The following is a 21,101-nucleotide window of genomic DNA, read 5'->3' on the forward strand; positions in this document are numbered from 1 at the left end:
AAGAGACAGCCACTAATTCAATCGAATGAGTTACTTACTGCGGGCAAGATGCTTCGCGGCGCTCTGCATGACGTGCTTTCGAGCCTTTGTATTAATGAAAATAAACGGCCTACTCTTTGGAATCCTCGCAGTGCTGGCCGCCACCCCGGCCCACGCCCAGCCCGCCCCGCCCGCCTTCACCACTGCCGTCACGCCGCCCGCTACCAGGCTGCCGCTGTTCCAGGTGAAGCAGCCGGATAAAAGGCTCAGCCCCTTCACTGGCATGACGCGGCGGCACTGGCAGGACGCCGCCCGCTACCTGCTCAGCGGCGCGTTCAGCTACATCCATCAGCTGGACGACCCGATGCAATTCCCCAAGCAGCCCGGCAAAAGCTACCCGCGCACCGCTGCCCAGGTGCCCACCGAGAAGCTGGAAGGCCTGTGCCGCACCCTGTTCATGGCCGCGCCGCTGCTGAAAGAAGACCCCGGCCTGACGCTGAACGGCATCAAAGTGGGCGACTACTACCGCCACCAGCTGGCCCAGTTGGTGAACCCGGCCAGCCCATCGTTCATCCAGCCCCGGGCTAAGGATGGCGGCCCCAGCCAGAACCTGGTGGAGTTTGGCGGGCTGAGCGTGGCGCTGTTTGCGACCCCCGAAATCCTCTGGGACCCACTGCCCCAGGCCACCAAAGATGCCCTGGCTGCCACCATGCTCAGCTACGGCGACGGCCCCACCGTGCCCCAGAACTGGCGCTATTTCAACATCTTCATCCTGAGCTTCTACAAAAGCCGGGGCTACACCGTCAACGAAAAGTTGATGGAAGAATACCTGCAAAAGCAGCTCACGCACTACCGCGGCGAAGGCTGGTACCACGACGGCCCTACCTTCGACTACTACAGCATGTGGGCCTTCCAGATGTACGGCCGGCTGTGGAGCGAATACTACGGCCGGGCACACTACCCCGAAATTGCCACCCAGCTCACCGCCAATTTCTCCCCGCTGAAGGACAATTACCCTTACCAGTTTGGGCGCGACGGCCGCATGATAATGTGGGGCCGCAGCATCACCTACCGCTTTGCGGCGGTGGTGCCCTTCCCGCTGATGGGCCTGCACCCCGAGGCCGGTACCAACTTCGGCTGGATGCGGCGCATTGCCTCGGGCACGCTGTTACAGTTTTTGAAAAACCCGGATTTTTTGCAGGACAATATCCCCACGCTGGGCTTCTATGGCTCTTTTGACCCCGCCGTGCAGGCCTATAGTTGCCGAGGCAGCGTGTTCTGGATGGCCAAGGCCTTCCTGGGCCTGCTCGTGCCGGCCGACTCGCCCTTCTGGACCGCCACCGAGAACGAAGGCCCCTGGGGCAAGGAGCTGAAGCCGGGCACCGTGTTCAACAAGTTCGAGGCCGGCCCCAACATCCTCGTCACCGACTATCCCAACACCGGCGCGGCCGAAATCCGCGTACCCTCGGCCCAGCCCGCCAGCGATGGCAACCGGGGCAACGAAAACTATAACCGCCTGAGCTACAACAGCGCCTTCCCCTGGCAGGCCGACGGCCCCAACGGCGAAGTGGCCATGGACTACGTGTTCAAAACCCCGGACAACAAGTGGGAGCCGTTGCGCCTCTACACCTTCAAAAAGTTCGAAAACGGCATCTACTACCGCGATGCCGAGCTGGAAACCAACCACAACATCAAGCTGCATCTGGCCGACATCACCCTGCCCAACGGCATCCTGCGCCTCGACCAGAACCTGAGCACCGAGCCCGTGGCCGCCCGCCTGGGCCACTACGCCCTGCCCAACCTCACGGGCACCATCCGGCGCACCACGCGCAAGGTGAACGGCTACGAAGCCCAGCTCATCGACAACGGCACCTACCAGCTGGCCCTCATCCCGCTCAGCGGCTGGACCAAAACCGAAACCCTGACCACCACCGGCCTCAACCCCGTGAAGTCCGAAAGCGCCGTTATCAACGTCTCGGCCCAGTTTGAGCCCGCTCAAACTACACTCTACGCCACGCTCATACTCTGGAAAAAATCCGGCGAAACCTGGACCGATGCCGAATTAATGCCCGTGAAAGAACTTATGCCGCCGGCCCAGAACAGCAGCGCCGTGGTGACTTTCAAGGACGGCAGCAGCAAGACCATAAAATTTGATTAAAAAGAAAAACTAACGAACGTACGGCCCCGACCAGCGCCAACCCGGCTAACTGAGCAGTGAGAAACTTGCTAGCCTGACAGTGAGAGCCCGGCCCCGCTGCAAACGGAGCCGCTGGCCGGTGGGAGGTGGGACCCTTACCGGCCACTGGTCGCGGGCCGTGCGTTCGTGTTTTTCTTTATCATTTGTCATCCTGAGCGGAGCGAAGGACCTTGTCACCGATAAACGATTTGCAGAAATCAAGCGGCACAGGCGTGATAAGGTCCTTCGCTCCGCTCAGGATGACAAGTGTTTTTATTCGCATCTTTCAGTGGCTCCGGCCACTTCCTCGTTTTTATGAAATACTACTTTGGTTTCTTACTGCTGGTGCTCGGATTAATTCAATCTGCCGCCGGCAAACCCGGCCCGCCCGCGAAAGAAAAAACCAGCGCCTATCTGTTCGTCTACTTCACCGGCAACGACCTCAAGGAAGAAGCCATCCGCTTCGCCCTCAGCCCCGACGGTTACCACTACACGGCGCTCAACGGCAACCGGCCGGTCATCAGCTCGGCCGCTATCAGCGAGACGGGCGGCGTGCGCGACCCGCACATTCTGCGCGGGGCCGATGGCAAAACCTTCTACATGGTGGCTACCGACATGGTATCAGCTAAGGGCTGGGACTCCAACCGGGGCATGGTACTCATGAAGTCCACCGACCTGCTTAACTGGAAATCCAGCGCCATCAATTTCCAGAAGCGCTACCCCGGCCAGGATGACCTGAAACGCGTCTGGGCTCCGCAAACCATCTACGACGCCCAGGCCGGCAAATACTTGGTTTACTTCTCGCTGAAGCACGGCACAGACCCCGATAAAATCTACTATGCCTACGCCAACAAGGATTTCACCGATTTGGAAGGCGAGCCGAAACAGCTGTTCATCAGCCCCACCAACGGTTCGTGCATCGACGGCGACATCGTGGCCAAAGACGGCAAGTTTTACCTGTTTTTCAAGACCGAAGGCAAGGGCAACGGCATCAAAATCGCCGTGTCGGATAAGCTCACCGGCGGCTACGTGCTGCGCGACCAATACGTGCAGCAAACCACCGACCCGGTGGAAGGCGCGGGCACCTTCAAGCTCAATAATTCCAACGATTACATCCTGATGTACGACGTGTACACCAAGGGCCGTTACCAGTTCACCCGCACTTCCGACCTCCAGAATTTCAAGGTTGTGGACAGCGAGGTGAGCATGAATTTTCACCCGCGCCACGGCACCGTGCTGCCCATCACGGCGCAAGAGGGCGCGCGCCTGGCCGCCCGCTGGCTGGCTCCGGTCGACGTGCTGCGCTCGGCCCGCAACCCCGCTATCCGTTCGCAAAATACCGTGGCCGATTCCGCCGGCGGCAAGCTGGCCTTCCTGGCCAAACCAGGCACCAGCCTGAAAGCATTCGACCCCACGTTTTCCACTTTCGCCGGGGTAGCAGTGCAGCCCACCGGCCCGCAGGATTTCACCAAAGGCCCCGTGCGCTACAACGTGAGCGGCACCAGCCAGAAGCAGCCCGTTTCGGTGAGCATGGCCGAAACCCACAACCCTGCCCTGACCGGCTACTATGCCGACCCGGCCATCCTCTACGCTGAGAAAACCGGCAAATTCTACCTCTACCCCACGAGCGACGGGTTTACGGGCTGGTCGGGCACCTACTTCAAGGCGTTTTCATCGCCGGATTTGGTGAATTGGAAGGACGAGGGCGTGATACTGGATTTGGGGAAGGATGTGAGCTGGGCGAAGAAAAACGCCTGGGCGCCCTGCATCATCGAGCAGAAAACGGCCAACGGCTACAAGTACGCCTATTATTTCTGCGCCGAAGGCAAGATTGGCGTGGCCCTGTCCGACAGCCCCACCGGCCCTTTTGTGGACACCGGCAAACCTCTGATTGACACCCGGCCCGAGGGCGCGAAGGGCGGCCAGCAGATTGACCCGGCCGTATTCCACGACCCCAAAACCGGCAAAAACTACCTCTACTGGGGCAACTCCTACATGGCCGGCGCGGAACTGAACGACGACCTCATCTCCCTGAAACCCGGCACCACACAGTTGATGACGCCCGACGGCACCTTCCGCGAGGGCAGCCACGTGCTCTACCGCAACGGCACCTACTACTTCATGTGGAGCGAAAACGATACCCGCGACCCCGACTACCGCGTGCGCTACGGCACGGCTGCCACGCCGCTGGGCAAAATCACGGTGTCGGCCAATAATCTGGTTGTCAGCAAAGACGCGGCGGCCGGCCTCTATGGCACGGGCCACAATTCCACCATCCAGGTGCCGGGGCGGGATGAGTGGTACCTCGTCTACCACCGTTTCACCTACCCCGAGGGCCTCGGGATGGGCCGCGCTGCCGGCTACCACCGCGAAGTTTGCATTGATAAGCTGGAATTCAACGCCGACGGCAGCATCAAGCCTGTGACACCCACGCACGCCGGCATCCAGCCGGTGCGGGTGAAATAATCGGCCGGATTGGCAGACAACGCATCTCTAAAAACCACTCATCACTTCATGTTGAATTTTCGATTTGCGCTGTGTATTTTACTGATATCGAGTTTATTGCAGCCGCTGACCAGCCGCGCCCAAATGCCGGTGGGCCTGGGCTGGGCGAAGAATAACGTGAACGGCGCGGTGTTCCGCAAAAACTCCGTCGTGACGCAGGGCCGCGACCAGTACGTGGCCTGGTACGATTCGGCGGCCTACGTGGTGCTGGCCAAGCGGCGACTGCCAGCCGGGCCGTGGCAGGTGCAACGCACGCCATACCAAGGCAATGTGAAGGATGCCCACAACATCATTAGCCTGATGGTGGATGGCGTGGGCTACGTGCACCTGTCCTTCGACCACCACAACAACCCCCTGCACTACTGCCGGGGCAAAGCGCCCGGCTCGCTCGAAATGGGGCCGCTCCAGCCCATGACCGGCCAGCAGGAGCAGAAGGTTTCCTACCCCGAATTCCACCGTTTCCCCGGCGGCGACGTGCTGTTTATGTACCGCGACGGCGGCTCCGGCAACGGCAACCTCGTGCTGAACCGCTACAGCCCGAAAAACCAGAAATGGACCCGCCTGCACAGCGTGCTCATCGACGGCGAGGGCCAGCGCAACGCCTACTGGCAGGCTTGCATCGATGCGCGGGGCACCATCCATGTGTCGTGGGTATGGCGCGAGTCGCCCAACGTGGCCTCCAACCACGACATGGCCTACGCCTGCTCGAAGGACGGCGGCCTGACCTGGCAGCGCAGCACCGGCGAAAAGTATCAGATTCCCATCACCGAAAAAACCGCCGAGTACGCCGCCCGCATCCCCCAAAACAGCGAGCTGATTAACCAGACCAGCATCACCGCCGATGCCCAGGGCCGGCCCTACATCGCCACCTACTGGCGGCCGGCCGGCACCCAGGTGCCGCAGTATCAGTTGATTTATCTGAATGGTAAAACCTGGAAAACCGCCCAAATCAGCCAGCGCACCATGCCTTTCAGCCTGAGCGGCGTGGGCACGAAGAAGATTCCGATTTCGCGCCCGCAGCTGCTGGTTTCGACCCAAAAAGGCAAAACTGCCGCTTACCTGCTCTACCGCGACGCCGAGCGCCAGGACCGTGCCTCGGTGCTGCAATGTCCCGACCTCGCCACCAACCAGTGGACGGCCACTGACCTCACAACCAGTTCCGTGGGCAACTGGGAGCCCAGCTACGACACCGAGCGCTGGAAAACCGAAGGCATCCTCAGCCTATTCGTGCAGCGCACCGGTCAGGGCGACGGCGAAACCCTCGAAAACCTAGCCCCGCAGCCGGTATACGTGTTGGAATGGAAGCCCGGTAAGTAGCTGCCGTTTTGTGGGCGGGCTTATATCCCCGGCCACGCCTGGGCCACGCGCAGGCCGCGCAGCATGGCGCTTTTCTTGCGCTGATGGGCCTGCATACGCCGCAAAATCCCGCTGAGAATACGCACGGCTTCCACCACGCGCGGGCCTTTGTTGAGCATCACGCACTCGGCGCGGTCGCCCATGGCGGCATCGGTGATTTCGGCGCGGGAGGGCATGCCGCCCCGGGCCAGGCTCTCGAGCACCTGTGTGGCCCAGATGACGGGCACGTGGGCGGCCTCGCACAGCCAGAGGATTTCCTCCTGCACCTCGGCCAGGCGCTCGAAGCCGCATTCCACGGCTAGGTCGCCGCGGGCAATCATCACCGCACAGCTCTCGCCTTGCATGGCGCTGAGCAGCAGGGCCGGGAGTTGCTCGAAGCCCCGCCGCGTTTCAATTTTGAGGATGATGGGCAGCTCCCGGTCCGTGAGGCGACTGATTTCCTGCCGCAGCTGCTCTACATCGGCCGCCGAGCTCACGAAGGAGAGGGCCACCAGGTCGGCGTGCTGGGCTACGAAGGCCAGGTCGCGCTGGTCCTTCTCCGTGAGGGCGGAGAGCGGTAGCTGGCTTTCGGGCAGGTTGATGCTCTTGTCGTTGCGCAGCTTTTCGCCCTGCGAGCGGGCCTGGGTGATGCGCACGCGCAAGGCTTCGGGCTCGACCTCCTCAATGACCCCGCCAATCTTGCCGTCATCGAACCAGATGGGCTCGCCGGCCCGCACGTAGTCGAACGCCTCGGACCACGCGCAGCCAATGGCCGCTGCGGCTTCGCCATCCAATGCCGTTGGGACGGACAGCGCCCCGCCGCCAGCCGGCCGCCGGCGCACCAACAAACTATCGCTGGGTCGCAATAGAATGAACGGCTCCGAGGGCTCCAGGTGCTGAATGGTAGCCATTCCGTCCGCCCCCCGAAACTGGGTAAGCGGCGTGAGATAGGTCGTTTTGCTAAGCTCGGCCCAGCAGCCTTGCGGCGTGCAGCTGCCAACGTGCAGCTTGCGCCGCTTCCCCCGCGCATCCACAAATGCAATGGCCTCGCCGGCGTGCAGGCCGAGCAGCCAGGCAGCCGGGAAAGCCAGACTGGCGGCCGCCGCTGCTGGGGCCGCCGTGGGCTGTTCGGCGGCGCTCAGCCATATCCGTGCGGGGGCCAGCCGCCGCCCAAAGGCATCAATTTTCGGACTGATTTGTAGCACGGCCGGCCCGGGCGGCAGGCCTTGGGTGCGCAGCTTGGGGCCGGCCAGGTCCATGCTCACCTTGCAGGACTTGCCCAGCGTCTGCTCGGCACGGCGCAGGTGCGCAATCATCTGCTGCCAGGCTGCCACGTCGTCGTGGGCGCAGTTGATGCGCAGGCAGTCCATGCCCTGCCGCAGCAGCTCTTCCACCAGAGCATAATTGGTGGCGGCCTCGCTGGGCATGGTCACCATGATGCGGACGTCGCGCTCGGCCGGCACCGGGCCCAGGCAGGCGGTGCTGTGTTCGGCCAGCAGGCGCGGGCCGCTGCTGAAGGTCGGGCCGGTTTCGTCCGGCTGAACTGGCTCCGGTGAGGTGGGCCGTGCCAGGGCGTGCAGCACGGCCCGCACCGCCTCCACGCTGGCCAGGGCGTGGGCCTCGGCCCGGCCCAGGGAGGAGAGGCCGAGCTCGGCGAGGCGGTATTGCAGGGGGCGCAGGTCGCGCTGGCGCAGGGCCAGGTAGTGCAGCAGGTTGCGGGCACCCAGCTGGAAATTTGGGTGAATAGAGGACAGGTATTGCGTGCATTGCGTGGCAAAGCCCACCATCTCGTCGCGCACGGTGGTGAGTTCGGCAAGCAGCCCATCAAGGTCGGCGCTGGACCGGGGGGGAACCGAAGCGGGCCGGATGAGTTCAGCCATGACAAGCAGCAGGAGGGGTACTCGAATGCGAATTGGCCTGCCGCCCAAGAAATTACGCACGTGCCGGGTGATGATTCAGCACCCGGCCGGGAAAGGAAAATCCGAACCCAAAGAACCCGCCCCGCGCGCGCCAGCACCCTGCTGATTATTAGCCAAAGCGTTGATTTTCGTCATGTTTTGTTGGTTGGGTTTGGCTGAACCTTGTAAGCGCAACTTACTTCCGCTTCAAGGCCATGGATGTCAATCTGCAATTCCTCGGGGCCGCGCACTGCGTCACGGGTTCCAAGCACCTGCTCACGCTGGAAGAGGCGGGCAAGCGCCATCAGCTACTCATCGATTGCGGACTGTTTCAGGGCCTTAAGGAGCTGCGGCTGCGCAACCGCGAGGAGCTGCCCCTCGCGCCCGCCGACGTCGAAATTGTCATCCTCACCCACGCCCACATCGACCACAGCGGCTACCTTCCCAAGCTGGTGAAAGACGGTTTTCGGGGCCGCATCCTGTGCACCGAGCCCACCGCCGATTTGCTCAGCATTATGCTCCTTGACTCGGCCAAGCTGCAGGAAGAAGATGCGGTTTACGCGAATAAAAAAGGCTATTCCAAACACCATCCGGCTCTGCCGCTCTACTCGCAGGCCGACGTGGAGCAGGTGCTGCCCCTGGTGGAAAGCGTGGCCTACAATGCGCCCATCAGCCTGCTCGGGGGCAGCCTCGTGCTCACCTTCCGGGAAGCTGGCCACATCCTGGGCTCGGCCATTGTGGAGCTGGACGTGCGGGGCGCGCACCAGCACAAGCGCCTCGTGTTTTCCGGCGATTTGGGCCGCTACGACAGCCCGCTGATGCACGACCCCACGGCCATCCCCCAGGCCGATGTGCTCGTGGTGGAATCCACCTACGGCGACCGCACCACGCGCCTGGCCGACCCCGAATCGGTGCTGGCCCGCACCGTGAACGAGGCCCTGGACCGGGGCGGCGTGCTGCTCGTGGCGGCCTTTGCCGTGGGGCGCACCCAGGCGCTGCTCTACTACCTGAAAAAGCTGCTGGCGGCCGGCCGCATCCCGCCCGTGCCGGTGTACGTGGATAGTCCCATGGCCCTGCGCGTGGCCGACCTCTACCCGCGCCACCCCACGGCGCACCGGCTGGGCCACGGCAACGTGTTCGATTTCAGTGGCCTGCACCTGGTGCCGGAGTCGGAACAGTCGAAGGCGCTGAACCAGAAAACCGGTTGGGGCATCATCATCTCGGCCAGTGGCATGTGCACGGGCGGGCGCATTGTGCACCACCTGCACCACCGCCTGCCCCGCCCGCAGGATACGCTGCTGCTCATCGGCTACCAGGCCGAGGGCACGCGGGGCCGCCGCCTGCTGGCCGGCGAGCAGGAAATCAAGATGTTCGGCGAAATGGTGCCCGTGCGCTGCCACGTCGAGCACCTCGACGGCTTCTCGGCCCACGCCGACCGCTCGGAATTGCTGCGCTGGCTCGACCAGTTTCAGGCCCCGCCCCAGCGCGCCTTCGTGGTGCACGGCGAGCCGCCGGCCGCCGAAAACCTGGCCGCAACGCTGCGCGAGCGCCACTGGCCCAGCGTGGAAGTGCCCGAATACCTGGAATCCGTCCGCCTGTTCGCCGGGCTTTGATTCGGGGGGCGGCAGTTGTCTTACGTGTTAATTATTAGCCGCAAACGCTTTTTTAAATCTGTACTCTGGTCATGAAACCACGCCTTTTTTTTGGACTGCTCCTGGGGCTGAGTTTCTCGGGGCACCTGGCTGTCGGGCAGCGTCCGGTGTCCCTCATTCCGCCGCCCATCGCTCCCCCGCCGGTCGATGAGCTGGTGATTACCAACGTGAACGTGGTGGACGTTGATTTGGGCGAAGTCGAGCCCCACCGCAACGTGGTGCTGCGCGACGGCGTCATCTTTTCGGTGGGCCAATGGGTGCCGGCCGGCCGGGGCGTGCCCACCCTCGACGGCACCGGCAAATACCTGGTGCCCGGCCTGTGGGACTTCCACACCCACGCCCTGGGCTCAGCCGCCGATGAGCGGGTGGCCCTGCCGCTGTACGTGGCCCACGGCATCACCAGCATCCGCGACGTGAGCGCGGCCCGGCCCCTGGCCGACCTGTTGCGCACATACCAGGCCCTGGAAACCGGGGCGCGGGTGGGGCCGCGCCTCGAACTGGCCGGCCCCGTGCTCGACGGCTCGGCCGATGGCAGCACCAGCCTGAGCCTCACGGCCACCCGCGCCGAGGGCTTTGCCCGGGCCGAAGCCCTGATGCGGGCGGGCTGGTGCAGCCTGCAAGCTGGCCCGTACCTATCGCCCGAGGCCTTTGGGGGCATCGCCGCTGCCACCCGCCTGGAGCGGGTGCACTTGGCCGGTGCCGTGCCCGAGGCCGTGCCGGTGCTGGATGCCATCGGGGCCGGCCAGCGCAGCATCGAGCACGCCGATAAGCTGCTGCTGGCCTGCTCCGGCCGCGAGGCCGAGCTGGTGGCGGCACGCGCTGCGGCCCTGGCCGGCCCCCGGCCCCTGCCCACGCTGCAAGCCTGCATCAAATCGCAGCAAAAGGACATCGTGGCGAGCTTCAGCCCCAGCCGGTGCGCGACGCTGGCCCAGGCGCTGATGCAGGACCATACGGCGGTGATGCCCGGGCTGGTGGCCCACGATTTCGACCTGCGGCGCGACCCCGCCCGGGAAGACCCGCGCTTTCGGTCGGTGCCGGCCAGCATGCGCCAGCAGTGGGCGCAGGCCGCCCACGACCGGCCGCACCTATCGGCCGGCAAGCTGGCCAAAATCCAGGTTGCCGATTCGTTGCAGCGCAGCATGGTGGCCACGTTTGGGCTGCTGGGCGTGCGCCTGGTGGCGGGCTCCGATGCCGGCTCCGGCACGCCCAACCTCTTTTACGGCGGCAGCTTGCACGATGAGCTGGAGCGCCTGGTGGCCCTCGGCCTCACGCCGGCCGAAGCCCTGCGCGCCGGCACCGTGAACCCGGCCATGGCCACCGGGCACGGCTTCGACGTGGGCCGCATCCGCCCCGCTTATGCGGCCGATGTGCTGCTGCTCAACGGCAACCCGCTCGACGATATCCACAACCTGCGTCTGATTCAGGCCGTGGTGCTGCGCGGCCGCCTGTTCGACCTGCCCGCCCTGGCCGGCCTGGCCACGGAAGCCGAGCAAGCTGCTATTCAGCAGAACGTAGCGGCCCAGGCGGCCACGGCCACCCGCTGAGTGCTTTTCAGACCAGAATATGAGCCCTTGAAGCCGTTTTGAGCCACTTTATTCGACCAGCCACCAGCGCCGGGGCGGGCGCTTGGCCACCAGCCGGAACTTCTGCACGGCGTACTGCTCGATGTGGGCCAGGGCTTCGGCCACCGAATCGGTGAAGGTGAGTAGCTCCAAATCGGCGGCGGCCACCATGCCCTGGGCCTGCATGTGGGTGAGCTGGGCCAGCAGCGGCTGCCAGTAGGCGCGCCCCACCACCACTACCGGGAAATCCAGGATTTTGCGGGTCTGGATGAGGGTGAGGGCCTCAAACAGCTCGTCGAGCGTGCCAATGCCGCCGGGCATAATTACAAATGCATATGAATACTTCACCAGCAAGACTTTACGGACGAAGAAGTACCGGCAGCTCAGCCACTTGTCGAGGTAGGCGTTGGGGTGCTGCTCGGCATTCAGCACGATGTTGCAGCCCACCGAGGGGCCGCCGGCTTCGCGTGCGCCCCGGTTGGCGGCTTCCATAATGCCCGGCCCGCCGCCGGTGAGCACCGTGAATCCCTGCCGGCTCAGGCCCGCGCCCAGCTGGCGGGCCAGCTCATAGAACGGCGAGCCCGCCGCCACCCGCGCCGACCCGAACACCGACACGCACGGCCCCACAAAATGCAGCGCCCGAAACCCGCGCACAAACTCCCGCACCACCGTCCAGAGAAAGCGCAGCTCGCGCCGCCGGCTGCGCGGCCCGGCCAGAAACCGGCGCTCATCCCGGTCGGGGTGCTGGGGGGCGGGCAAGGGCGTAGCGGGCATGGGCGGGCTGAAAACAACACCGGGCAGCGGGCCTGGTACCGATAACCAACGGAACCTCAGGCGCTGACGCTGCGCCAATAGAGACTCATTTCTGCTAAATCTAGTTAATTGATTATGAACGTTACCGCTTTCAGTGTGCAAGGCTTTGAACGCAGCTTTTTGCAGCGCGCCAACCAAACCCGCCACCACCTCACGCTGCTCGATACGCCCCTCAGCGCCGACACGGCCCACCTGGCCCAGGGGGCGCTGGCCGTCAGCATCTTCACGCGGGACGATGCCTCGGCACCCGTGCTGGGCCAGCTCTGGGACCTGGGCGTGCGCTACCTGGCCGTGCGCGCCACCGGCACCGACAACGTGGACCTGGCCGCCGCCCGCCAGCTGGGCCTGCGCGTGGCCAACGTGCCCGAATACTCGCCCTACGCCATCGCCGAGCACGCCGTGACGCTCATGCTGGCCCTGTGCCGCCACCTGCGCCAGGCCGACCAGCAGCTGCGCGCCAACGACTTCCGCCTCGACCACCTCATCGGCTTCGACCTGCACGGCAAAACCGTGGCCATTCTGGGCGTGGGCCGCATTGGCGGGGTGGTAGCACGCATTCTGCACGGCTTTGGCTGCCAGCTGCTGGGCGTGGACGTGCAGCCTAACCCCGACCTGACCGTGCAGTACGGCCTGCGCTACGTGACGCTGACTGAAGCCTGCGCCCAGGCCGACATCATCTCGGTGCACACCCCGCTCAACGCCGATACCCAGCACCTGATTGATGATGAGTTGCTGCGCCAGATGAAGCGCGGCGTGATGCTCATCAACACCGGCCGGGGCGGGGTGCTCGATACCGAAGCCGCCCTGCGCGCCCTCAAAAGCGGCCAGCTGGGCTTTCTGGGACTCGATGTGTACGAGCGGGAAAAGCCGCTTTTCTTCGCCGACCACAGCCAGGAGCTGCTGCTCGACGACACGTTTGCCCGGCTGCTCACCTTCCCCAACGTGCTGCTCACCGGCCACCAGGCCTACCTCACCCGCGAGGCCCTCACCAACATTGCCGACGCCACCCTGGCCAGCCTCACGGCCTGGGCGCAGGGGCGGCCCGCCGCGCACGAGGTGGCCGTGCCCGTTGCCCAAAAGCAGCCCGTTGCCTGATTGCCCGGCAGCGGCCGGACCTGCCTGTACATGACGAGAATCACTAGCTGAGCCAATCAATATCAGGGGTTTGCCTGCGGAGAAAAGCGAATTTTATCGTGCTTTTATATCTCCATTGCCGGCCCGGGTTTCGGCCTTCCTGCCATCAGCCCAGTGCCGCCTCATTCTTAGCCACTAATTGCCATGGTCCCCAACATCGTTGTGCTGACTGACTTCTCGCTCGCCGCCGAGCGGGCCCGAGCCTACGCCGCCGTGCTGGCCGCTCCATTGGATGCCGAGCTCCACTTGGTGCACGTATTTCTGCCGGTGCCCGTCGTCACGGAATTCGGCATGGTGCTGCCGGCCAAGGATGAGGACTACGTGCCCGAAACCTGCCGCTGCCTTCGGCACGTGGCCGAAACCATGCCCGTGCCCACCACCGCCGAGGTGCTGGAAGCCGACTGGCCCGGCGCCATTGTGCAGGCCATCGAAAAATATCACCCCATGCTCATCGTAGCCGGGCTCACGGCTACCAATGGCTTCCTCGATGAGTGGTTCAGCAACCGCGCCGCGTCGGTGACGCGCCAAACGGGCTGCCCGCTGCTGCTCGTGCCCGAGCACCTGCCCGATGCTGCCCTGCACCAGCCCCGCCGCCTGGCCCTGGCCGTAGAAGACCGACCCTTCCGGCTGACCCCGGCCGCCCGGTCCGTTGCGCCCCTGCTCGACGGGCTGGACCTGGACGTGGTGGCCGTCACCGTGCTGTCGGAGGCCGAAAGCCCCGGCGGCTGGGATGGCCTGCGGGCCACGCAGCATAGCGGCCTGGCCGCTGGCATAGCCCGTTGCGGCTTGCACAAAGTAGTGGGCGCGCAGCCCGGCTCGGGCATTCTGGAGGCCGTGCACGACCTGGAGGCCGACCTGGTGGCCCTGCTCGACCAGGGCCACGGCTGGGCGCACAAGATGTTCAGCGGCAGTGTTATCGACTACGTGCTGCGGCACACACCGGTGCCGGTGCTGCTGCTCTCGGCCCACATTCCGGACCCGGTTGCCGCCCCGGTCGAGACGCGGGCCTTTATCCCCGTCACTCACTAAAATCTGCTTTTGCCATGGCCCTCACGCTCATCGTGCTGTCCGGTTTCTACGAGCCCGCCCGGCATGCTATTCACTACGCTGATAAGCTGGCGCAGGCCGTGCACGCCCAGGTAGTGCTGCTGCACGTCAACCGGGCTTCGCTGCTCGACCCCTACGAGCTGGTGGGCGCGGTGGGGGAGAAGTACCACCGCCAGGAGCTGGCCGGCCAGTCCGATACCGTGGTGGCCCTGCACCAGCTGGCCCGGAGCCTGCACGTGCCCGCCGCCGTAGAAATGGCCACCGACCTGCTCCCCGACATTGCCCGCGAGCTGGCCACCCGCTACGCCCCGGCGCTGTTTGTGCTGGGCCAGCCCGATGCCGACCACCCCGACTACGCCGGCATGACGGCCATGTGCGCCGAGCTGTTGCGCGCCGGCCACTACCCGGTGCTGACCGTGCCCACCACCACGCCCACCACCCACCCGCCGCACCGCTTCCTGATTGCGGCCGACCGCGAGCCTTTTGTCCTGGGGGCGGCCGCCCAGGCGCTGCGCCCCATGCTGGCCCAGCTCGGCACGGGGGGCGTGGTGGTGGCCCACGTTTCCGACGGCGTGGAGGACGATGATGGCTGCGCGACCGCCCTGCGGGCCGTGCGGGCCAGCGGCCTGGTCGATTTTACCCACCCCGAGCTGCGCGGCTACCTCGACAGCGACTACGCCGAGGGTGTGCTCACCGCCACGCAGGAAGTAGCGGCCGACCTGGTCATCACGCTGGCCCGGCAGCGCAGTTTCATGAGCGACTTGTTTCATCGCAGCATCACGGCCCGGCTGGTGGAGCAGTGCCCCGTGCCGGTGCTGGTGCTGCCCACCGCCGCCGAGGTGCCGCAGGATGCCTCCGATGCCTCCGATGCCTCATCGAAAACGGAGGCGTAGCGGGCCGCCCCGGCTTGGGGCCGATACCATTTTTTTTCATCCGCAGCCGGTGAATGAGCTTCTCAATTTTCGGCCGCCATTGAGGTGGCCTGGGCTTACACCACCTGCCTGCGAAACTCAATTTAAAACCGAGTAAAAGGTACATACTGCCCCTAATGCATAAACATCCGGTGTCGCCGAGCTGCAACAGTAGCATGAAAGCTCAACCCGTCCCTTGAAACGGCGATACTGTACCCCAAAGTATGCAAAAAGGCCCTCAGCATTGTGCTGAGGGCCTTGTAGTGGTCGTGTAAGGAGTCGAACCTTAAACCTTCTGATTCGTAGTCAGATGCTCTATCCAATTGAGCTACACAACCCTTTTCCCGTGTTGGGAGCACAAAGGTAAGAGGAGAAAAAGCGGCTGTGCAAGCCACGCGCACTTTTTACGGGAAGAAAAATGCGCGGGCGGCAGCAAGTGGCTAATAATCAGCCGGAGATTTTTGCTCATTTCCGGCGCTGCCTTGCCTCAATACCCGTTGCAAGGCCCGGTTGAAGACGAAGTACAGGCCGAATAGCGATGCTGCCACCAGCCCCAGCAGTACCAATTTGCTGAGCGTGCCCTGGTCGGGGTCTTTCAGCAGGGCCAATACATCGGATGCTTTCGTGCCGAGCCAGTAGAAGAACAGGCTGCGCGGCAGCATGCCCAGCACCGACGCGGCCAGGAACCGCTTGCGCGGCACGCCCACGATGGCCAGCACAAACGTCATCAACGCAAAGGGCAGCACCGGCGAGAGGCGCGTGAGCAGGATGAGCTGCCAGCTCTGGTTTTGCAGCTCGCCCAGCACGGCCTCGGCTTTGGGGAAGAGGTGCAGGAAATGGCGCAGCTTGCCGTGGTCGAGGCGCTTGGCCAGCTCGTAGCCGATGGCGGCGGCCAGCGCGTAGGCCAGCACCATGCCCGGCAGCCCGGCCCAGCCAAAATAATATCCCGTCACGATGGCCACGAACGTAGTCGGGGTGAGGGCAAAGGCCATGGTGAAGGCAATGACCACGAAATACAGCACCGCCTGCCCCGCGCTGAGGCGCTCCAGCAAATCCTGCTTTTCATAGAGCAGCGTCAGCAGCGAGGCGGAGCCCAGCAGCGGCACCGCCACCAGCAGAAACATGGTGAGCAGCGTGGAGAAGTTTTTCTGGAAAAGCTCGCGCAGCAGTCGGAACATAGGCCAAGGGCGAAGCTCCGCCATCCGGCGGCGGGGTTTCGCCCTGCAAGTACGCAGATACATGGGCCAGGGACGTGCGCCCGGCGGTGAAAGTCGTCGGCCGTAGAAGAGCCAGCGGGCCGTTTCCGATTAATCCCCGACCTTTGCCGGCGGCCTATCCGGCCCTTCAACTCTCATAGCCCACCCATGAAATTCGCCACCAAAGCCATTCACGCCGGCGTGCACCCGGACCCCGCCACCGGGGCCATCATGACGCCCATCTACCAGACTTCGACCTACGTGCAAACGTCGCCCGGCAAAAACATGGGCTTCGAGTACTCCCGCACCCACAACCCCACGCGCTCGCAGCTGCAAGCCGCCGTGGCCGCCCTCGACAACGGCAAGCACGGCATCGCCTTCGCCTCTGGCATGGCTGCCATCGACTGCGTGATGAAGCTGCTGAAGCCCGGCGACGAGGTGATTTCGACCAACGACCTCTACGGCGGTAGCTACCGCCTTTTCACCAAAGTGTACGAGCCGTTTGGCATCAAATTCCACTTCGTGCCCATGCACGATATGGCGGCGGTGAAGGCCGTGGTGAGCGAAAAAACCAAGCTCATCTGGGTCGAAACGCCCACTAACCCGCTGCTCAACATCATCGACATTGCCGCCGCTGCCGCCGTGGCCAAGGAAGCCGGCGCGCTGCTGGCCGTCGATAACACCTTCAGCACGCCCTATCTGCAAACGCCCATGGATTTGGGTGCTGATATCGTGATGTATTCGCTGACCAAGTACATGGCCGGCCACTCCGATACCGTGATGGGCGCGCTGGTGGTGAACGATGACGAACTGCACGAGCGCCTGAGCTTCTACCAGAATGCCTGCGGCGGCACGCCCGGCCCCCAGGACTGCTTCCTGGTGCTGCGCGGCCTCAAAACCCTGCACATCCGCATGCAGCGGCACTGCGAAAACGGCCGTGCCGTGGCTGAGTACCTGCGCCAGCACCCCAAAGTGGAAAAAGTGTACTGGCCCGGCTTCGAAAACCACCCCAATCACGCCGTGGCGGCCAAGCAGATGCGCGATTTCGGCGGCATGCTTTCTTTTATTCTGAAAGGCGATAAGCAGGAAGACGCCATCGCCGTGCTGGAGAAATTCCAGTATTTCACCCTGGCCGAAAGCCTGGGCGGCGTGGAAAGCCTGAGCGGCCACCCCGCCACCATGACGCACGCCAGCATCCCGGCCGAGCAGCGCCGCAAGTCGGGCCTGAGCGACTCGCTCATTCGCCTGAGCGTGGGCATTGAGGATGCCGAGGATTTGATTGCGGATTTGGCCCAGGCCATCGGGTAATGCGGAGCATCTGCACTCTCGCTGCGCTGGGCGGGTTATTGAGTCTGGCGCTTCCGGCGGCGGCTCAGCAACCCGCCCAAGCTGCTGCCGGGCCAACCAGCCGGGCCAACCTGATATTGGTAGAAACTGCAGCCCGGCCGGATGAAGTCCTGGCCGGGCTGCGTTCCTATTTGACTAGCAACGGCTTTGTAACGGATACGCTGGACCCCGCGCGGGGCCTGCTCACGACCCGGGTGCAGGAATCGGGGGAAACGCTGCCGGAACAGATGAAAATCCGGGCAGTGCGCGTGGCCGAGGGCTGGAAACTGACGGGCCTCTACCTCATTGGCGGGCCGCTGAATAGTGGTTATACCGCCTTTCCGGCCATGTATTTCGGGCTGAATGATGCCCCGGCAAAAATGGCTTTCCGAGAGTTGGACGCCGCCGCCCGGGCCATTCCCGGCGGAACCCTGCGCTACGGCCGGGCCAAGGTCCCGTTTGGGGCGTTTACCAAGTGGCAGGATGCGCTGAAAATGCCTTGGTAATCAACCGGCCTCACCAGTAAAAAGACGTATGCAGAAACCACCTGTCGACGTATTACCGCTCTTCCCGGAGCTCGACCGCCTGCTGCTGGAACTGCTACACAGCCTCACGCCCGAGGACTGGCAGCGCCCCACTCTGGCCCGCGAGTGGACGGTGAAAGACATCGCCGGCCACCTGCTCGATGGCAACCTGCGCACGCTCTCCATGCTGCGCGACGGCTACTTCGGCGAAGCGCCGGAGGATACCAGCTACGCAGGCATCGTAGCCTATCTCAACCGCCTGAATGCGGACTGGGTGCGGGCTGCCCGCCGCCTCAGCCCGGCGGTGCTGATGGACTGGCTGGCGCAGTCGGGGGCTGAATACACGGCTTATTTGAATACGCTGGACCCGTGGGCACCAGCCGCCTTTGCGGTGGCTTGGGCCGGCGAAACGGAGTCGCTGAACTGGTTTCACATTGCCCGCGACTACACCGAGAAATGGCACCACCAGCAGCAAATCCGCACCGCCGTGGGCCAGCCCGCGCCGCTGATGGAGCCGGCGCTGTTCCGGCCGTTCATCGAAACCATGATGCGCGGGCTGCCGCATGCTTACCGGGAAGTTGCCGCGCCGACAGGCACCGTGGTGCGAGTGGTTATTGATGGGAATGCGGGCGGCATCTGGGAGCTGGCCCGCGCCGCCGGGGACTGGCACTTGCAACTGCCAGATGCCGCCCGGCCGGCCGCCACCCTTACACTGCTCCCGGCCGATGCCTGGCAGCTGTTCACCAAGGGCCTGAGCGCGGCTGAGGCCCGGGAGCGGGCTCAAGTGGCCGGCGATGAGAAACTGGCTCTGGCGGCCCTGCGCATGGTGGCCGTGATGGGGTAGGAGGGAAGGGCCGGCACCTAGTCGGCAATCTGCAAGTGGTGGCGTGGCGTAGGTGTGCCGGTTACTTTCCACTTGCTTATGATGTCGCTGCGCCCGCTGCTGGTTTCGTTTCTGATTTTTTGCTGCAATAGCTGCGCCGTGTCGCCGCCGCCGGCTCCTGTCGTGGCGGTCCCCGGCGTGTCGTTTCTGGCGCTGGGCGATTCGTACACCATCGGCGAGGGCGAGGCGGAGGCGGCCCGCTGGCCCGTGCAGCTGGCGGCGCTGGCCCGGCAGCAGGGCCTGGCCGTGCAGGCGCCCACCATCATTGCCCGCACCGGCTGGACCACCGCCGAACTGCAAGCGGCCATCGCCGATGCCCATCCGGCCTCGACTTACGGGTTGGTGTCGCTGCTGATTGGGGTGAACAACCAGTACCGCGGCCAGGGTGTGGCCCGGTATCGCCCCGAGTTTCGGGAGTTGCTGCACCAAGCCATTGGCTTTGCGGGCGGCCGGGCCGGGCGAGTGGTGGTGCTGTCCATTCCCGACTGGGGCCAGTCGCCGTTTGGGCAGCAGCAGGGCGGCGATGTGGCGGCTATCGGCCGGGAAATCGACCAGTTCAACGCCGTGGCGCAGGACGAGTGCCGCCAGGCCGGCGTGGCCTACGTCGACATCACCGCCCTGACCCGCGCCGCCGCGCCCGACCGTAGCCAGTTCACCCGCGACGGCCTGCACTACTCCCAAACCCAGATGCGGCAGTGGGCCGAGCGGGTGCTGCCCGTAGTGCAATCGCAGCTGCGATAGGCCGGGCCTCCGGCTCGAAAAACCCAATAACAAAGGATTAAAAGCGGATTAATCCCCAACCCTGGCTCGATGGAAGGGGTTTAAGGGGCAATTCTGTTCTAATTCTGTTTTTATTGGCCGGCCCCGGGCTGGTTTTATGTCTATGCTTCCCTTTACTGATTTGCGCCGCTGGGGGCGCGTGCTGCCCGGCCTCGCGCTGCTGGGTTTAGCGGGCTGTAACCTGATTGAGTTCAGCCCCAACGACCACCGCGTCCCCGAAGAATTCACCAACCTCACCGAGAAAAACCTGGCGAAAATGGCCGCCCGCCCGCTGCCCGCTGGCGACACCCTCCGCTTCGTCTTCACCGGCGACTCGCAGCAATTCTACGACGAGGCCGAGGCCCTGGTAGCCAGCGTGAACCAGCAGCCCGGCATCTCCTTCCTGGTGGTGGCCGGCGATATTTCCGACTTCGGCCTGGCCCGCGAAATGCAGTGGGTGGACGAGAAGCTGCGCCGCCTCACGGTGCCCTACGTCACGGTCATCGGCAACCATGATTTGGTGGGCAATGGCCGCCCTACCTACCAGCACATTTTCGGGGCGTTCAACTACTCGTTCGTGTACGGCAATACCAAGTTTATCATGCTGGATACCAACGGCCGCGAGTATAATTTCGACGGCACTGCACCCGATATGGGCTGGCTGAAACCCCAGCTCAGCAACCGCGACGGAGCCCGGCGGCAGGTGGTGATTTCGCATGTGCCGCCCACCAACGACGACTTCGACCCCGCCCTGCGCCAGCCCTACGTGCAGGCCCTGCGCGAGGCCTCAAACCTGGTGTTCGAAATGAATGGCCACAACCATTCCGCCAGCATCGCGCAGCCCTACAACGATGGCGTGACTTACGTCAATTCCGACGCTTTTTCGGAGCGCCACTACATGGTGGTCACCGTGTGGGGTGACAAGCAGTTTCGCATCAAACGGGTCGCCTTCTAATGAAAAAGCTCCTCCTTCCTGTCCTGTTGCTGGCTGGCCTGCGCGCCGCCGCCAGCACCCCGCCCGATACGGCCGGGACGGCTCCGGCCAAACCCGCTCCCCACGCCGCCCGCCGGGCCGGGTATCCCTGGTATCGCCCCACCCACCTGGCCCTGCAAACCGGTGGCGGCCTGGGCATGGTGGCCGCCGGGGCCGGCTACGAATTCTCGAAAACCCACCTCGAAACCGATATTCTCATCGGCTACGTGCCGAAGTATTACGCCGGCTCCACGCTCAGCCTGGCTTCGCTGAAGTTTATGTATTCGCCCTTCCACCTGCCGGTGGGCGAGAAATTTCAGGTGGTACCCCTCACCGTGGGCGCGTATTTCAGCTACACCCACGGCACTATTAATGACGAGCTGAAGGGCCAGTACGCCAGCGACTACTACTGGTTTTCGACCGATACC

General features: G+C 64.2%; 17 protein-coding genes and 1 tRNA gene. 14 read left to right on the forward strand and 4 right to left on the reverse strand.

Going from position 1 to position 21,101, the window contains the following annotated elements; translation table 11 throughout:
• Positions 1-94 precede the first annotated feature (94 nt).
• The 3 genes from AAFH49_RS19785 to AAFH49_RS19795 all read left to right on the forward strand — a co-directional run bounded on the left by AAFH49_RS19785 (position 95) and on the right by AAFH49_RS19795 (position 5,977).
• On the forward strand, positions 95-2,137 hold the full coding sequence (locus AAFH49_RS19785; protein ID WP_342300908.1) for a DUF2264 domain-containing protein: 2,043 nt from the start codon (positions 95-97) through the stop codon (positions 2,135-2,137).
• Between the two features lie 333 nt (positions 2,138-2,470).
• Positions 2,471-4,621: a glycoside hydrolase family 43 protein gene (locus AAFH49_RS19790; protein ID WP_342300909.1), complete on the forward strand. Its 2,151-nt coding sequence runs from the start codon at positions 2,471-2,473 to the stop codon at positions 4,619-4,621.
• A 48-nt stretch (positions 4,622-4,669) separates the two neighbouring features.
• Positions 4,670-5,977 (forward strand): BNR repeat-containing protein, encoded by a 1,308-nt coding sequence (locus AAFH49_RS19795; protein WP_342300910.1) that lies wholly within the window; start codon positions 4,670-4,672, stop codon positions 5,975-5,977.
• A 20-nt stretch (positions 5,978-5,997) separates the two neighbouring features.
• On the opposite strand, the gene AAFH49_RS19800 is transcribed toward AAFH49_RS19795, so the two are convergent.
• Positions 5,998-7,875 (reverse strand): pyruvate kinase, encoded by a 1,878-nt coding sequence (locus AAFH49_RS19800; RefSeq protein WP_342300912.1) that lies wholly within the window; start codon positions 7,873-7,875, stop codon positions 5,998-6,000.
• Between the two features lie 233 nt (positions 7,876-8,108).
• Here AAFH49_RS19800 and AAFH49_RS19805 point away from each other — a divergent pair, with 233 nt between their 5' ends.
• Both AAFH49_RS19805 and AAFH49_RS19810 read left to right on the forward strand, forming a co-directional pair.
• Positions 8,109-9,506: an MBL fold metallo-hydrolase RNA specificity domain-containing protein gene (locus AAFH49_RS19805; protein ID WP_342300914.1), complete on the forward strand. Its 1,398-nt coding sequence runs from the start codon at positions 8,109-8,111 to the stop codon at positions 9,504-9,506.
• Between the two features lie 71 nt (positions 9,507-9,577).
• On the forward strand, positions 9,578-11,089 hold the full coding sequence (locus AAFH49_RS19810; protein WP_342300916.1) for an amidohydrolase family protein: 1,512 nt from the start codon (positions 9,578-9,580) through the stop codon (positions 11,087-11,089).
• A gap of 48 nt (positions 11,090-11,137) precedes the next feature.
• Here the strand turns inward: AAFH49_RS19810 and AAFH49_RS19815 are convergent, their stop codons facing one another.
• Positions 11,138-11,881, reverse strand: a complete 744-nt coding sequence (locus AAFH49_RS19815; RefSeq protein WP_342300917.1) for an LOG family protein — start codon at positions 11,879-11,881, stop codon at positions 11,138-11,140.
• Between the two features lie 114 nt (positions 11,882-11,995).
• Between AAFH49_RS19815 and AAFH49_RS19820 the strand changes: the two genes are divergently transcribed.
• The 3 genes from AAFH49_RS19820 to AAFH49_RS19830 all read left to right on the forward strand — a co-directional run bounded on the left by AAFH49_RS19820 (position 11,996) and on the right by AAFH49_RS19830 (position 14,994).
• Entirely contained in the window at positions 11,996-13,015 is a 1,020-nt protein-coding gene (locus tag AAFH49_RS19820; RefSeq protein ID WP_342300919.1) for a 2-hydroxyacid dehydrogenase, read from the forward strand.
• A gap of 183 nt (positions 13,016-13,198) precedes the next feature.
• Positions 13,199-14,083: a universal stress protein gene (locus AAFH49_RS19825; RefSeq protein WP_342300920.1), complete on the forward strand. Its 885-nt coding sequence runs from the start codon at positions 13,199-13,201 to the stop codon at positions 14,081-14,083.
• Between the two features lie 14 nt (positions 14,084-14,097).
• Positions 14,098-14,994 (forward strand): universal stress protein, encoded by an 897-nt coding sequence (locus AAFH49_RS19830; RefSeq protein WP_342300922.1) that lies wholly within the window; start codon positions 14,098-14,100, stop codon positions 14,992-14,994.
• Positions 14,995-15,276: 282 nt separating this feature from the next.
• Here AAFH49_RS19830 and AAFH49_RS19835 read toward each other — a convergent pair.
• Positions 15,277-15,350, reverse strand: a tRNA-Arg gene (locus AAFH49_RS19835).
• A 102-nt stretch (positions 15,351-15,452) separates the two neighbouring features.
• Positions 15,453-16,190 carry a TVP38/TMEM64 family protein gene (locus AAFH49_RS19840; protein WP_342300923.1) on the reverse strand — a complete coding sequence of 246 codons (738 nt, stop codon included), beginning with the start codon at positions 16,188-16,190 and terminating at the stop codon, positions 15,453-15,455.
• Positions 16,191-16,376: 186 nt separating this feature from the next.
• Between AAFH49_RS19840 and AAFH49_RS19845 the strand changes: the two genes are divergently transcribed.
• The 6 genes from AAFH49_RS19845 to AAFH49_RS19870 form a co-directional block, all read left to right on the forward strand.
• Positions 16,377-17,516, forward strand: a complete 1,140-nt coding sequence (locus AAFH49_RS19845; RefSeq protein WP_342300924.1) for a cystathionine gamma-synthase — start codon at positions 16,377-16,379, stop codon at positions 17,514-17,516.
• 38 nt (positions 17,517-17,554) lie between these two features.
• Entirely contained in the window at positions 17,555-18,040 is a 486-nt protein-coding gene (locus AAFH49_RS19850) for a hypothetical protein (RefSeq protein ID WP_342300926.1), read from the forward strand.
• A 28-nt stretch (positions 18,041-18,068) separates the two neighbouring features.
• Positions 18,069-18,902, forward strand: a complete 834-nt coding sequence (locus AAFH49_RS19855) for a maleylpyruvate isomerase N-terminal domain-containing protein (protein WP_342300927.1) — start codon at positions 18,069-18,071, stop codon at positions 18,900-18,902.
• A 78-nt stretch (positions 18,903-18,980) separates the two neighbouring features.
• Positions 18,981-19,682 carry an SGNH/GDSL hydrolase family protein gene (locus AAFH49_RS19860; protein ID WP_342300929.1) on the forward strand — a complete coding sequence of 234 codons (702 nt, stop codon included), beginning with the start codon at positions 18,981-18,983 and terminating at the stop codon, positions 19,680-19,682.
• Positions 19,683-19,824: 142 nt separating this feature from the next.
• Entirely contained in the window at positions 19,825-20,655 is an 831-nt protein-coding gene (locus AAFH49_RS19865) for a metallophosphoesterase family protein (RefSeq protein WP_342300931.1), read from the forward strand.
• The coding region (locus tag AAFH49_RS19870; protein ID WP_342300932.1) for a hypothetical protein at positions 20,655-21,101 on the forward strand (447 nt) is incomplete at its 3' end. The genes AAFH49_RS19865 and AAFH49_RS19870, both read left to right, overlap by 1 nt.

It is taken from the genome of Hymenobacter segetis (genome assembly GCF_038448715.1).
Taxonomy (GTDB): Bacteria; Bacteroidota; Bacteroidia; order Cytophagales; family Hymenobacteraceae; genus Hymenobacter; species Hymenobacter segetis.